Origin of the sequence: Vibrio crassostreae, assembly GCF_041439375.1 — a bacterium.
Lineage (GTDB): Bacteria > Pseudomonadota > Gammaproteobacteria > Enterobacterales > Vibrionaceae > Vibrio > Vibrio crassostreae_D.
On sequence record NZ_JBGONY010000061.1, the window covers coordinates 12,428 to 27,816 of the forward strand.

The following is a 15,389-nucleotide window of genomic DNA, read 5'->3' on the forward strand; positions in this document are numbered from 1 at the left end:
ACATCTCTTAACGCTTCAATATCTCAAAGATACTCCTAGATAACCCAAACAAGCAGCTCTCCTGCACATCTAAAGTAATGTTACTGCGGTAGTACGGGCTTAAATCGACGCCCATTCCGACGCCATGAATTTCGATACTGTTTTTGATCGACTCGCGCTCAATCACTTGTTTGAGATGGTTGTCCAAATAGAACTGATCATTGGCTGTGCTGGTGGCGGTATCCATCGGGCAGCCGTCTGAAAACACAATCAAAACCTTTCGTTGGGCGGTGTGCTGCTGCAATCGTTGGCTAGCGAACTGAACCGCTTCGCCATCAACCCCTTCTTTGAATATGTCGGCTTTACGAAGGCTCGCAATGCCAAGGCGAGCACGTCTCCAATGCGTATCAAAATCCTTGAATACAATATGACGAACTTCGTTTAAGCGGCCTGGGTGCTTTGGTTGACCTTGTTTAAGCCACTGTCGATAGACCTTACCCCCGTTCCAGTTATTGGTCGTAAAGCCAATAATCTCGAAAGGGATGTTAGCCAGTCCAACGGATTTGAGAATGGTATCCATCAACAAGCTTAACTTGTGACTGTGCTTTTGCATTGAACCTGAGCAATCCATCAAAAACGTGATAGCACATTGATGAGATGTACCGATATCAGGTTGATAAAAGACAGTGCGATCCAATGGCGCTGTGATGAGCTTGGTGATGGTAGTGGCGTTAACAATGCCTTCTTCTAAATGGTCCTGACGTCGATTCTTTTGTGGCGTGGCGACAAAGCTGGTGAGCATAGCGGCTAAACGGCGAGTGTTTACTTGTCTCGCCATGATGTCATCGGTGAGCTTTTGTCTCAGTTCGAGTAATAGGGCGCGCCTGACGAGTTTGTCTGCGGCGATGACTTGATCAAATTCTGAATTAAAGACCTGATAATTCGCGCCCGACAACTCGAATACCTTGCTACTGCCTGTGATGTCGGTATCGACGTCTTGATCTTGAATGTCACCATCAACAATCAAGGCAAGCTGCGCAAGGATCTTGATGTCTTCTTCGACCGTTGGCGTGGGCGAGTTATCACTCTCTTGTTCTTGGTTGATTAACTCTTGTGCAAGGGCTGCAAGCTGATTGGCGCAGTGAGCAAACTGTTGTTGGTCGGTTCTATGTTGCTTTAAGCGCTTAAGGCTGTGCCCAAAAGTAGGCACGATGCCGGCGCGAGTTGATTCAATGGTCTCAGCGATAGGTTCCGAAACTGGGACACCGGTTAAGCGGGTGTGGATCAGTTGCATCAGAGTAAACAGCAACATGCCGATTCGTGATTCGGTGAAGCCATTCTGATGATATTGGTCGCTCCAATACGCAAAATTGAACTGAATGCTCTTAGTCACGCCTTTTAGGTAAGACGGGACTTGAGATTCAATTCGGACCTGTTCGCAGAAGTCGTAAAGCAGACGTTCTATTTCGTTTTGAGGGCGCAATGAATAATGGAGGTCAGCGTCTGAAAGCAATAGTCGCAGTGCCGATGAATCGATCTTACCTTGCATCGATAGCTTGCTGTTTTTCAGCTCGTGGCGAGACACAAAGGTGAGATCGTTAGTATGTGCGGACTGGTAATAACAGGGCTTATTGCCTTTATAGAGACGTTCCCCCCGATAGTTCAGATTGAGTTCGCCACTGATTGCTCTGGCGACAGACACACCAATATCGAGGATCTTTTTCTGCTGGGAAGAAACATTGGCCATGGTTTACGACTCCGAGTGCGAATAGTTTTGAGTATGCGTTTCCAAGGCTTCACCAAAGCAACGGAAATAGTATTCGCTAACCAGTTCTTTCTCTTCGTCTTCACAGCGATTTAAGAATGACAACCTAAATGCGGTGGCTACATCGTCGAATATTTGGATGTTTTCAGCCCAAGTGAGCACCGTTCGCGGAGACATCACCGTTGAAAGGTCGCCAGCCCGAAACCCGTTGCGAGTTAACCCTGCGGTGGCGATCATTTTCTCAACCAGTTGTCGGCCACTTTTATTATTCAGCTCTGGAAGCTTGGATAACACGATCTTGGTTTCATGTTGTGGGTCTAAATAGTTGAGCTTAGCGATGATGTTCCATCTATCTAACTGACTGTGGTTAAGCACTTGAGTGCCCGAATACAAACCTGAGAAGTTACCCAAGCCAAGCGTGTTGCAGGTAGCAAACAGGCGGAAAGAAGGGTGAGGTGTGATTACTCGGTTTTGTTCTAAAGAGGTGTACTTTCCGTCTTGCTCTAACAACTGCTGAATCACAAACATCACGTCAGGACGACCAGCGTCGTACTCATCTAGCACCAGTGCGATGGGTTGTTGAATGCTCTGTGGAAGAATGCCTTCTTTAAACTCAGTCACCTGCATTCCGTCTTTAATGACGATGCTGTCTTTACCTATGAAATCCAATCGACTCAGGTGTCCGTCTAGGTTGATCCTCAAACACGGCCAATTCAATCTCGCGGCGATTTGCTCAATGTGAGATGACTTGCCCGTTCCGTGTGTGCCTTGAATCAGCGTGCGACGATTGGAGGTGAACCCTACCAATATAGCCAGCGTCACTTCGGGGTCAAAACAGTAATTAGGATCGACTCTCGGCACATATTCACCCGGATGTTCAAATGCCATCACCGTTAGGTTACTGTCGATGCCAAAGCGTTCTCTCACGCTTACCGGCTGCGTTGGTACCAATTCCGCCTCTTTCATCATATTTCCCTCTATATAGCTCATCACTTGTCGCTGCTATCGCGATATGTCATCGATTATTAACAGCTCCAGTTAAGTTAACGACACTTTTTGTACGAAAAACTACCAATAATGTGATCCAGTTTTATTAATTAGAATGAATTGTTCCAATTTAATATAAAAAGTTGACGTGCAAAAATTCTACTACTAAGGTGAAAATGAATTCGAAAAAGAGACAATTCATTCCGAAAAATGAAATTTTGGTTAACTCAAGGAGAATGGAAGAATGAGCGAGCAAGAAAAACGTACGGTTGTTTCCGGCACAGTAACAATGACACCATCAGAAGCGTTCGTTGAAACTATGGTTGCTAATGATGTTACCGATATGTTCGGCATCATGGGGTCGGCATTTATGGACGCAATGGATATCTTTGCTCCTGCTGGCATTCGATTAGTCCCAGTAGTACACGAGCAAGGCGCTGCCCACATGGCAGATGGTTACTCCCGTGTATCGGGTCGCCACGGTGTAGTCATCGGGCAAAATGGCCCGGGTATCAGTAACTGTGTAACAGCAATTGCAGCTGCGTTCTGGGCACATAGCCCGGTCGTAATTGTGACGCCAGAGACAGGCACTAAAACAATGGGCTTAGGTGGTTTCCAAGAATGTAACCAGCTTCCAATGTTCCAAGAGTTTACTAAGTATCAAGGTCACGTAACGCACCCAAATCGTATGGCGGAATACACAGGCCGATGCTTCGACCGTGCGATGAGCGAAATGGGTCCAACTCAGCTAAATATTCCTCGTGACTACTTCTACGGTGAAACTCAAACTGAAATCCCTAAACCCGCGCGTTTAGACCGTGGTCCAGGTGGTGAAAAATCTCTAAATGAAGCAGCAGACCTGATTGCTGAAGCGAAATTCCCAGTCATCATTTCTGGTGGCGGCGTGGTAATGGCTGATGCAGTTCAAGAGTGTGCGGCACTGGCAGAAAGATTAGGCGCACCCGTTGTGAACAGCTACCTACACAATGACTCTTTCCCTGCTAGTCACCCATTATGGTGTGGTCCTTTAGGCTACCAAGGTTCGAAAGCAGCAATGAAATTGATGGCTCAAGCGGATGTGGTTATCGCTTTGGGTACACGTCTTGGTCCATTTGGTACTTTGCCTCAACATGGCATGGACTACTGGCCGAAGAACGCGAAAATCATTCAGATTGATGCTGACAACAAGATGCTTGGTCTGGTTAAGAAGATTTCGGTTGGTATCTGTGGTGATGCGAAAGCAGCTGCGGTTGCTCTATCTGAAAGATTGGAAGGTCGTGCACTGTTGTGTGATGACAACAAAGGCGCTCGTCAAGACACAGTCGCAACAGAGAAAGCACTTTGGGAAAAAGAGCTTGATGAGTGGACACACGAACGTGACTCTTTCAGCTTAGATATGATTGAAGAAAACTCACACGAGACTCCGTTCTCTGGTGGCGAATACTTACATCCACGCCAAGTATTGCGTGAGCTAGAAAAAGCGATGCCAGAAGACGTAATGGTTTCGACGGATATCGGTAACATCAACTCAGTGGCAAACAGCTACTTACGCTTTGAAAAACCACGTAGCTTCTTTGCTGCAATGAGTTTCGGTAACTGTGGTTACGCATTCCCGACCATCATTGGTGCGAAAGCAGCGGCACCTCATCGTCCCGCTATTTCATATGCAGGCGACGGTGCGTGGGGCATGAGCCTGATGGAAACCATGACATGTGTTCGCCATAACATTCCAGTGACAGCCGTGGTATTCCACAACCGTCAATGGGGTGCAGAGAAGAAGAACCAAGTCGACTTCTACAACCGACGCTTTGTTGCCGGTGAACTTGAAAACCAAAGCTTTGCAGAGATTGCACGAGCAATGGGTGCTGAAGGTATCACGGTTGATAAGCTAGAAGATGTAGGTCCAACCTTGCAAAAAGCTATCGACATGCAGATGAACGAAGGTAAAACAACCATCATTGAAATCATGTGTACTCAGGAATTGGGCGACCCGTTCCGCCGAGATGCACTATCAACACCGGTTCGTTTCCTAGATAAATACAAAGATTACGTATAAGTCATAGGAAGTTTGTCCGGCCGCAGAAATCTCGAGAGTGTTAGAGAAAGTGCTATCGAGAATGTGGTCGGGCAATACCAAAGGGTATTGGCAAAGGACTTAGGTGAAGAACGTAAACGCTTAGTTCAATAATTTCCAGTTAAACATTAGAACACTAATTAAATGTTCATTAGGAAAATAAGTGGTTATTGCTATATAAACTTTGTTACTCGTTATTATTAATCGACCATTAACTCATAGCTACTTAGTGAATGGTTCTAATACTGATACTTGTTTATGAAGATATATACTTATTATCATTTTAGAAAAAAATAAAATAACGACACTCGTTGACTATTGGTCAATCGTTATTATTGGTTGATTTTTATCATCGATTGATAGGGTTGTTGATATTTGGATCTTACCGAATTTAAATTAAGTGAATCGTAGTATGCATGTTGTGAAAAATAAACATTATATAAGCTCACTCGAAGAACTGTATAAGATAATTGATTCATTAATGAATGAATGCAGTGACCAACGTGGTTTGATGTATAACGTGTGTGATTATGAAAATAATAATCTAATGCCAAGTTTAGGCCGTTCCAATCGTAAGAACATACGCCGTGTCGAACAAGAATTGCTTTCAACTGTGAGAGTTTACGGTGGTCACTCGCTGAGCTCACACGACATAAATGACTGGTTATTGATGTGTTTAGCCAAGAAGCAGGGCTTTCCCACCCGTTTACTGGAATGGACCGATAACCTGTTAAATGCGCTTTGGTCGGTGTGCCACAGCCAAAGTAAAGACTGTATCAATATTATAAAAGCTATTGATTATCAAAATGTTAGTGTTTTTAGCTCGCCGTGTGATCTCAACAAAACTCAGATATTTAATGTGGCTGATTGTGATCAGCAAGAGCAAAGAAAGGATAAGTGGTATTCCATTCACCCATTTAAGGAAGGTGGCAATGATGCCATTCAGCCTTTGTACGATGAGAAAGAATATTCAAACGGTCTAGTGTCCGTTCATATTCTTCCATCAGCGAAAGTAAACCTGATAAAGGAATTAACCTCCATGAATGTTTTAAATGAACCGACAGAATATATTGAAGAGAAACTGGCTGATTTGAAAAATGAAGCCCATGTAGATAACAATCAAGCAATTAATAAAGGTGAGGTTAATATCGAATTACAAGTTAATACTCATGATCGCCAGCTTGAGCAGTATGGCCGAAAGTACCATCAAGATTTTGACTTCGACTAAAGTCTAATATTTTTAATTATTTTATTTAGACCTCGTATAAATCTAGTGAGTGACTGAGTAAATAAAATTAGAACACTAATTAATTTATAAAAAGATGAAATCTGTGAGCTTAAAGATTGTTTATAAAGTAACTCGAAGTTAGAGTGGCGAAGCTTGTTATCAAGTTGTTAAATTTCACAGATCTAGTTTAAACACTCTAATAAAAAAGTGGCGCAAAGCTACTGAAATTTAAACCAATAACGAAAACATAAAGGATTCTGGAATATGAATATGCAAACCAATGCAGCGACATTCGTGCTGGAAAACCAAGTCGACACCGCCTTTTTACAGTCTTTTAGTGATGCATGGAATAACCATGATATTGAAGCGCTAATGTCGTTTATGACCGAAGACTGTGTCTTCCACACCGTGGCAGGAGAAGGCGTACTTGGAAACACTATCGAAGGGTACGAAGCCGTTCGCAATAGCTTTGAATTGGTTTGGCAGAACTTTCCAGATGCAGCCTGGAGCGACCCTGTCCACTTTGTGTGTGGTGACCGCGCAGTAAGCGAATCAACGTTCTCTGCGACTAACCCTGATGGCACTGTCATCGAAGCTCGTATGGTTGATGTGTTTACCCTGAAAGAGGGAAAAATCAGCGTAAAAAATGCCTTCCGTAAAACACGACCTCTTTTGACTCCCAGCAATACTCCCAAGAGTTAGACACGAAACCAAAATCAGTCCACGTGTTATGACTAGGAGAGTCGAATTATGAGTTTAGTAATGGAACAACCGGCAGCCGATGTGCCGCCAAAGGTGACAAGCACCCAAGCACAAGAAAGTACCCAAGCAAAAGAAAGATACGATCCAAAATACGATCCACTTAAAGACAAGAGCCCAGGTCACGGTAAGGAATACGCCCCGACTTATTGGGTAGATACCGCAGGCGCGCCACCTGAAGATGATGGTCCAATTACATCGGATATGGATGTCGATGTGGCGATAATCGGTTCAGGCTACACAGGCCTAAGCACCGCGATACACCTTGCTGAAATGTATGGCATTAAAGCGACTGTGATTGAAGCTAACCGTATGAGTTGGGGTTGCAGTACCCGAAATGGTGGCCAGGCTCAGTGTGCGTCAGGACGTTTGAAGCGTTCTCAGTGGATTGAACGCTGGGGACTCGAAACCGCACTGAAAATGCACCGCGAATGCGTCGATGGTATGAACACCTTTAAGTCTCTGATCAAAGACATTGATTGTGACCCACAGCCGGGCGGCCACTTATACGTTGCCCATCGTCCCAAAGTGATGGCAACACTTGAAAAAGAAGCCAAGTTGCTGCGTGACACGTTCGATTACGATGCGCAGATCTTAGATGCGGAAACCGTAAAACGTGATTACGTTGGTGATCAAGAAGCGGCAGGCGCAATGCATGAACCAGAAGGTATTGGCATCCATGCAGGGAAACTGGCGTTTGGTTATCTAAGAAAGGCGAGAGCACTCGGCGTAAAAGTTCACCCAGCAAGCCCTGTGATGGGGTGGGAAACGCGCAACGGTGTGCACTACCTAAAAACACCAGGTGGTGTGGTTAAGGCTCGCTCTGTTGGTGTTTGTACTGGTGGATATACCAGTCAAGGTTTGCATTCAGAGCTTAAGAATCGCCTATTACCCGTACTTTCTAACTCTATGGTGACGCGTCCGTTAACTCAAGACGAAATCGCTGCGTGTAACTTCAAAACCAATCAGGTGATTACTGATACCAGAATTCTGCGTCATTACTACCGTTTGTTACCGGATAACCGAGTGCAGATTGGTACACGCAGTGCCATCAGTGGCAAGAATGCACCTGAAAAGAAATACGAAGACATGTTGAGAGCGGATTTAACCCGAAAATTCCCTTCTCTCGATCAGATCAAAATCGATTATTCATGGTGGGGGTGGGTAGATGTTAGCCACGACATGATGCCAAGAATCTATCAGCCGAATCCAAAGCAGTCCATATTCTACGCGCTAGGGTATGGCGGCAATGGTGTGATGTACTCCGCTCAAGCAGGCAAGCGCCTTGCCCAGTGGATCGCAGGTGAAGGTCATAAGCTTGACTTGCCAATATTTGAATCAAAACTTCCGTTCCCCAACGTGAGGGAAGTGGTGGAATCTGAGATGTTTGCACCATTTCGAAGAGTAGGGCAACAGTTCCTTTATCAGTGGTATTCGTTAAAGGATGAAGTGCTTTAGCTACTCGAACATTGTTTCCAAAATAGGGAAATAGAACTACGACCAGGAAAGTTGTACCAGGTCACCTTGTGAGCAAAGTACAGGCAGGACGTCTGTATGATATGAAAGGTTAAGACTATGAAATTGATTAAAAATAAAATTATTGCTGGCGTCACAATTGTAGCAACAGCGATGCTATCTCATACCGCGGCAGCAGCAAATTTCAAAATGGCTATCGGCGATGCTGCTGGTGGTACTCAGTGGGAATTAGCGACATCATTTTCTGAATTGATGGAGCAAAAAACAGACGGTAAAGTCAAAATTGACCTGTTCCCGAATGGTCAATTGGGTAATGAGCAAGACACCGTGAACGACGCGGCAATCGGTCTTCTCGATTTCTCTGTATTGGCGATCAACAACGTGACGCCTTTCTCTCCAACGGTTGGTCTATTGACCATGCCTTACGTCATTCAAAGTGCAGAAGAAGCGGTGCTATTAACTCAAGGCCAAGTGGGCCAAGATCTTGTCGATAACACGATTCGTGATGCAGGCGTTCGTATCGTAGGTTGGGCTTATTCTGGCTTTAGGGTTCTGACTAACTCGAAAAAATCAGTCGCTTCACCAGCGGATCTGAAAGGACTAGTGATTCGCGTCCCTCGTAACGAAATTATGATTGCTTCGTACCAAGCATGGGGTGTAAACCCAACACCAATGGCATGGTCAGAGACATTTACGGGCCTGCAGCAAGGTGTGGTTGATGGTCAAGACAACCCATACATCACTGTTCATGCGATGAAGTTCAATGAAGTACAAAAGTACGTAACAAACCTGCGTTATATCTTCTCACTTGAGCCGTTAATCGTCAGTGAAACGGTCTTCCAACAACAGACGCCTGAAATGCAAAAGATCATTCTTGAAGCGGGTCAGGAAGCAACAGAACACAGCTTTGCTTATCTAGAGAATACTGAAAACAAGATCCGTGAAGAGCTACAAGCAAAAGGCATGGTATTCACAGACCCAGCAGACAATGAGAAAGAGTGGATCAGCAAGGTAACGAAATCAGTTTGGCCTAAGTTCTATTCAAGCATTGGTGGTAAAGACAAGCTAGACGACGTTCTTGAGTTACTAGGTAGAAAGTAACGATTAGATACGCCCTATCTGCTGTTCTCCGCTACTTAATCACCTAGCGATAGAACAGTGAGATAGGGCATTTACATGGCTTTACTCGTTGATCTGTTTAGTACGTGATCTGCTCAGTACCGCGAGCGACTGGTTGTCATGTGGAAATCAACATTGGAGGTTATATGTCAGTCGCTAAAACTATAAAAAAGCATCTTAACAACATCGAGGAATATACCTGTTGTCTGTTGCTAGCAAGCTTTGTCTTATTACTGTTCACACAAATCCTTACTCGTCAGCTTTTCGATTACTCCATACCTTGGGGTGATGAAGTCGCGACTTACATGTTCGTTTGGTTTGCCTATCTAGGCGCCGTTGTGGCGGCCAAAATGTCGGCACATAACCGAGTCAGTTTTCACTTCAAGTTCTTCCCTCCGATTGTTCAGACCGTCTGTGAAACCATCGCTGACTTCTTATGGTTGCTGTTCAACGGTTACTTTGTCTATCTCAGTTACGATTTCGTGTTCAACAAAATGAACCTGTTCTGGAAATCTCAAACTACAGGCATCCCAATGAAGTACTTCTATATGATTTTGCCTATCGCGTTTTCGTTGATGATGATTCGAATTATCTGGAACAACTATGAGCGTTTGTTCAAAGGCGCTAAGAACGAAGATCCAGAAGTCAAAGAACTGCGAAAAATGACGGCACAAAAGTCATCACAGTAGTCGTCACAGAGAATAGCCGTAATAGAGAGATGTAATAATGGAATCCTATTTAACTCTAATTTTATTTGGTGGCTTCTTAACCCTGTTAATTCTGGGTGCACCAATCACAGTATCACTGGCCGGCGCTTCAATGGCGGCCTATATGTTGCTCGACAAAAATCCCATTGCGTTAGTACAAATCGCGTTTACTTCGGTGGGTAACTTCCCATTAATGGCGCTGCCGGCCTTTGTTCTTGCCGGTGCATTGATGGAGGCGGCGGGTATCTCCAAACGATTGGTGGATATAGCCGAGAGCTTAGCCGGCCCTGTGACGGGTGGCCTTGGCGCTGCAACGGTAATGGCCTGCCTTTTCTTTGGAGCTATATCGGGTTCAGGCCCAGCCACGACCGCTGCGGTTGGTATGTTGATGGTACCAGCAATGGTTAAGCGAGATTACGATAAGAGCTACGCCTCTGCGGTGACTGCCGCTTCAGGGGGGTTGGGTATCATTATTCCGCCATCCATCCCGCTAGTTATTTTCGGTATCTCCGCAATGGGATTGATGGCACCGCCAGAGGCCATTGCTCAACACGGACAGTTTGCCTCTTTATCTATTCCAAAACTGTTTGTTGCTGGGGTTGTGCCGGGTTTCATTATGGCGTCGACGCTAGTGGTCACTAACTACTTTATTGCTAAACGTGAAGGTTACAAAGGGCTGACTGAAAACTGGTCATTTGGCGAAGTAAGACACTCTTTGCGTCGTGGTATCTGGTCGATACTGGCTCCGTTTTTGATTCTCGGAGGCATCTACAGCGGCATGTTCACACCAACAGAGTCGGCGGTTGTGGCTATCTTCTATTCACTGTTTGTCGGGGTGTTTATTCACCGAGAGTTATCGTTCAAAAGCACGATTAAATCATTGTCGACAACGACATGGATCACTGGACGTGTGTTGCTGATTCTATTCGCGGCAACCGTATTTGGTCGCTTGCTAATCGAACAAAAAATTCCAGTTGTGGTGGCGGAGTCATTGCTAGGTTTCACTGACAACATGTACATGGTATGGGCACTGACTATTGTGTTACTGCTTTTCGTTGGCATGTTTATGGAAACGTTAGCCGCGATCATGATTATCGTACCGGTCTTGCTGCCAATTATGTACATGCTCGGCGCTGATCCTACTCACGTTGGTATTGTGGTGGTATGTACGCTCTCGATAGGATTTGCTACGCCGCCACTCGGTGAAAATATCTTTGTCGCCTCGGGGATAGGCGGAGCCACGGTCGAACAGATCACCGCGAAGATCCATCCCTTTGTGCTTGCATCCGTCATTGGCGTTTTCGTTATCGCTTTCTTCCCGCAAATTACGCTTTGGCTACCGTCCTTAGTGGGCTATTAGGAGAAGTCACTATGAATATATCAAGAATTATCCTTATTGGTTGTGCCGTATTTGCAGTGATCAGTGGCATTGGACTACGTGCCGAACATTCAGAAACAGCAAAAGAAAACGAGCCAGTTAATGTGCTCGATATTTCAGAGCCACATGTCGTCAGCGATGCTGAAAGAAGAGCCAAAACCCTGCTTGCTAAAGCGGTTGTCCATGTACAAAAGGATGGCGATGAGAGTGTCAAAGACTTCATGAGTGATGCCGAATATATAGACGGTGAGCTCTATGTGTTTGCTCTTGGTATTGATGGCCAATTCCTTGCCAGTGGCGGCTCTTCAATGGTGTTGGTGGGCGACAGTGTTTTGGATACTCAAGACGTTTACGGTAATCCCTTTTTCCGTGAAATGATCACTAAGGCTGTGCACAACGGGTTTGGCGAAGTTCAGTACCATTGGACTAATCCGACTGACCGCATGGGCGAGCCTAAAACCACTTTCTTTGAACGTGTGGGTGATGTGATTGTTGCCGTGGGGTATTACCCAGAACGCTCTAGTGCAACAGAAGCTAAGCGATTATTGGCTAGAGCGATGGCCGCGATAGTGGAATCAGAGCAGGACAGTCTCGCGGAGTTCAATGATACCGAAGGCAGCTTTGTTGAGGGAGACTTGTATGTGTTCGTGATGGATATGAGCTCTGGAAAGTTGCTCGCGCACGGTGTATCCCCTGAGCTTGTCGGGCGTTCACACAACGAAATCCTAAGCCCTGACGATAAGCCAATTCTCACTGAGATGTTAAACCTAGCCAAAGAAAATGGCCGAGGCGTTTATACCTATCAATGGTTAAACCCGTTGTCGAGCAAAGTGGAAACCAAGCACACTTACTATCGAGTGATCGACAATAAGCTGGTTGGTGTTGGTTATTACACAAATTCAAACAACACGTAAAAGTGTTTCTACTGAGCCCTCAACCCAGTTAGATAAAGGGCTGGGGGCTCAAAATGCCGGTTTGTGTAAAAAAGCAATTTAGTAAAATTAACACTGTGAAATTTTTGTTGTGAAATTGTTTCGAAAATACAAGTAGTATGAAATACATGGAAGCAACACAGTAAAGAACAATTTTGAAAAGGGTCAATCAGGATTTTTGACCTACATGAAATTCAAAGCCGTAAGAGGGAAAGACTATGAATATGCTGACACTAGACAGAACAGAACTTCACAGAAACCATTCAACATTTATTGCTGAAGCTGTCTTTGCCGTAGAAATGGTGAAAGCAGACAAGCAGCTCGAAAAACAAAAAATGGCGAAACAGTTGCTTGATACTCTATTTCCTCTTGAGGCTGGTTCACACGAAGACGCAGTGAGCTATGAGATTGACTACCGACATGTTCAGGTTTACTTCAAAAATGGCGAACATACAGGCCTAAAACGAGCGAAGCACTTTGTTGCTTTCACCGGTGATAAGTCTAAGCCTTCAGCAATCCTATTTCGTGATGAAAGCGGTACACACGTTGAAGTGACAATCGGTGCTCGTAAAGGCACCGGCTACTTGGAATTGGTTGATATTCAAGATATCCAGTTAGAGACATGCACCACGTTTGGCCAAACTGAGGCGAGCCGTTCTTCTGGCATCCGTCACTGGGTGAGCTTAGTGAAAGGCGATGAAAGCGGGCGACCGAACGCTTCAAGTGAAGATAAAGAGTTCACGGCAAAAAATGGCGAAGACTATAACCTAGGTTTTTGCTTCGCCATCTAATGTGCTGTCTTTGAAATGTACTGTCTTTGAAATGTACAGTGCTGCTCTGCTAGACGTAGCACTGACATTTGAATACTGATTTCTCTTTTACCTTTGGTAATTTCCCCGCCCCTATAGCGGGGCTTTTTTGTTAGAGCTATAAATAAATTAGGCTGTTGTTGATTTTATCTTTAGAAAGTTTGAATGAGATTTTACGGTGCGTTATTTTTATTTAAAGTGCTGTATTTAAACATTTTTATTTGTTTATTTTATTCTGTTTTTATTGGCTTAACTATCACTATTGACGGTGGTTTGGGTGACTATTGAGCTAAAACTCAGTCAAAATGCTTTGAGCTGTGCTATAATCCGCGCCTTGGGATTGAGCCAATAAGTCCATTTGTCACCAATCATTGTGATTTTTATCGCCTTTTTATTTAGGTGGTGCGGCGAGCCAATCAAGTAGTAATTGGATATGGAGAGCGTCCTTATATTCGTTAATTCGGATATGCGAACATCATAATTTATGAGTTTTAAATCAAAAAAATACAGTATTGATTCTACTGACTATCAAGTTGGTCAAGACAACGTCAGTAAATGGGGCATGGATGTCCATAACACAGTCTTCGTAGCCTCAGTAGGCTTATCTCTTCTCTTCATCATCACTCTTCTTGCTCTTCCTCCTGCAGATGCTAAAGCTGCTATTGATTCTATCAAGGGTGCTGTTTTATCAAAGTTTGACTTCCTCTTTATGTGGGGAGCTAACATCATGCTAGCGTTTGCCGTTGTTCTCGCGTTTTCACCTTTGGGTAAAATTCGTCTAGGTGGCGAAGACGCGACGGCGGATTACTCCATGTCATCTTGGATAGCAATGCTATTCGCAGCGGGTATGGGTATAGGACTTATTTTTTGGGGTGTTGCAGAGCCAACCGCGTTCTTCACGAACTGGTTCGGAACGCCACTCGGTGCAGAACCTTTTACAGAAGCAGGCCGTGAACTCGCTCTTGGCGCGACACTGTTCCACTGGGGTTTTCATGCATGGGCTATCTATGGCATGACGGCGCTTTGTCTAGCGTACTTTGTTTACAACAAAGGCTTACCGCTATCAATGCGTTCTGTGTTTTACCCAATACTGGGTGAACGAGTTTGGGGTAAAACAGGTGATGTGATCGACGTACTAACGGTCCTGGTTACTCTGTTTGGCCTTGCGACTTCATTAGGCCTAGGTGGTACGCAGGCAGCAAGTGGTATTAGCCACGTGTTTGGCTTGGAAAACAACATCTACCTTCAGCAATCTATTATCGTTTTGATTATGGGCTTGGCGATCATCTCTGTTATGCGTGGCATGGACGGTGGTGTTAAGTTCCTAAGTAACCTGAACATGGTTATTGCGTTTGTATTCCTTGGTCTTATCGCTGTACTGAACTTCACAACCGTGCTTGATTCTGTGGCAACGGCGGTGACGGGTTATGCGAATAACATCGTAGCGTTGAGCCAAAGCTCTGGTCGTGAAGACACAACATGGCTGCATGGCTGGACTGTGTTCTACTGGGCATGGTGGGTTGCGTATGCACCTTTCTTCGGCATGTTTGTAGCGCGTATTTCTAAAGGCCGTACGGTTCGTGAGTTTTTACTTTGCGTACTGATTATCCCAACATTGGTAACGTCGGCTTGGATGGCTATCTTCGGCGGCGTGGCTATCGAGCAGGTGATTAATCATGTAGGGCAACTTGGCCTTGACCAAGGCATCACAGACGTGTCTCTAAGCTTGTTCTACATGCTAGATGCTTACTCGTTCGGTAGTATTCTGTCGGTTCTCGCAGTTGCACTGATCATTGTGTTCTTCGTTACAACGCTAGACTCAGGCTCTATCGTTATCGATGGTATGACTGCGGGTGGTAAGCTTGAAGTTCCAGTGAAGCAGAAAGTGGTTTGGGCGGTTATCTCAGGTGCTATTGCAATGGTGATGCTGTGGATTGGTGGTACTCAATCTATCCAAGCCCTGCAATCGATCACGATCATTGCTGCATTGCCGTTTACGATCATTCTTCTGATTGGTTGTTTCAGCTTGTTGAAAGGTCTACTGACTGAAGTAGATAAAGGACAAGAAAACGTTAGCGAAACCGCTAAATAAAGTAATTAAGTATGGGGAGTAGATAGTTCGCTAGGGCGTGTTGATCTTTGCTGTACATTTCGCGTTCAACAATACATCGGTAGC

12 protein-coding genes are annotated in these 15,389 nt (G+C 44.9%); 10 read left to right on the forward strand and 2 right to left on the reverse strand.

All coding sequences use genetic code 11. The features are described 5' to 3' along the window. Positions 1-7: 7 nt before the first annotated feature. Both ACED45_RS19775 and ACED45_RS19780 read right to left on the reverse strand, forming a co-directional pair. Complete coding sequence (locus tag ACED45_RS19775) at positions 8-1,726, reverse strand: cobaltochelatase CobT-related protein (protein ID WP_371714832.1); 1,719 nt, start codon at positions 1,724-1,726, stop codon at positions 8-10. 3 nt (positions 1,727-1,729) lie between these two features. Further along, positions 1,730-2,713, reverse strand: coding sequence for an AAA family ATPase (locus tag ACED45_RS19780; protein ID WP_371714833.1), 984 nt, complete (start codon positions 2,711-2,713; stop codon positions 1,730-1,732). A 262-nt stretch (positions 2,714-2,975) separates the two neighbouring features. On the opposite strand from ACED45_RS19780, the gene xsc reads away from it, so the two are divergent. The 10 genes from xsc to ACED45_RS19830 all read left to right on the forward strand — a co-directional run bounded on the left by xsc (position 2,976) and on the right by ACED45_RS19830 (position 15,305). Next, on the forward strand, positions 2,976-4,787 hold the full coding sequence (gene xsc, locus ACED45_RS19785) for a sulfoacetaldehyde acetyltransferase (RefSeq protein ID WP_371714834.1): 1,812 nt from the start codon (positions 2,976-2,978) through the stop codon (positions 4,785-4,787). Positions 4,788-5,217: 430 nt separating this feature from the next. Then, on the forward strand, positions 5,218-6,033 hold the full coding sequence (locus ACED45_RS19790; RefSeq protein ID WP_371714835.1) for an FRG domain-containing protein: 816 nt from the start codon (positions 5,218-5,220) through the stop codon (positions 6,031-6,033). Positions 6,034-6,297: 264 nt separating this feature from the next. Continuing rightward, on the forward strand, positions 6,298-6,735 hold the full coding sequence (locus tag ACED45_RS19795; protein ID WP_102332696.1) for a nuclear transport factor 2 family protein: 438 nt from the start codon (positions 6,298-6,300) through the stop codon (positions 6,733-6,735). A 48-nt stretch (positions 6,736-6,783) separates the two neighbouring features. Beyond that, complete coding sequence (locus ACED45_RS19800) at positions 6,784-8,250, forward strand: NAD(P)/FAD-dependent oxidoreductase (RefSeq protein WP_102312915.1); 1,467 nt, start codon at positions 6,784-6,786, stop codon at positions 8,248-8,250. A 117-nt stretch (positions 8,251-8,367) separates the two neighbouring features. Next, entirely contained in the window at positions 8,368-9,369 is a 1,002-nt protein-coding gene (locus ACED45_RS19805) for a TRAP transporter substrate-binding protein (RefSeq protein WP_017077365.1), read from the forward strand. A 164-nt stretch (positions 9,370-9,533) separates the two neighbouring features. Continuing rightward, entirely contained in the window at positions 9,534-10,076 is a 543-nt protein-coding gene (locus ACED45_RS19810) for a TRAP transporter small permease (protein ID WP_004731905.1), read from the forward strand. Between the two features lie 37 nt (positions 10,077-10,113). After that, positions 10,114-11,454 (forward strand): TRAP transporter large permease, encoded by a 1,341-nt coding sequence (locus ACED45_RS19815; RefSeq protein WP_004731904.1) that lies wholly within the window; start codon positions 10,114-10,116, stop codon positions 11,452-11,454. Between the two features lie 11 nt (positions 11,455-11,465). After that, positions 11,466-12,386, forward strand: a complete 921-nt coding sequence (locus ACED45_RS19820; RefSeq protein WP_054545772.1) for a cache domain-containing protein — start codon at positions 11,466-11,468, stop codon at positions 12,384-12,386. 236 nt (positions 12,387-12,622) lie between these two features. Beyond that, positions 12,623-13,195, forward strand: coding sequence for a malate synthase (locus tag ACED45_RS19825; protein WP_004731899.1), 573 nt, complete (start codon positions 12,623-12,625; stop codon positions 13,193-13,195). A gap of 502 nt (positions 13,196-13,697) precedes the next feature. Beyond that, the gene (locus ACED45_RS19830; RefSeq protein ID WP_004731897.1) at positions 13,698-15,305 is read left to right on the forward strand and encodes a BCCT family transporter; all 1,608 of its coding nucleotides are present in this window, start codon (positions 13,698-13,700) and stop codon (positions 15,303-15,305) included. Positions 15,306-15,389 lie beyond the last annotated feature (84 nt).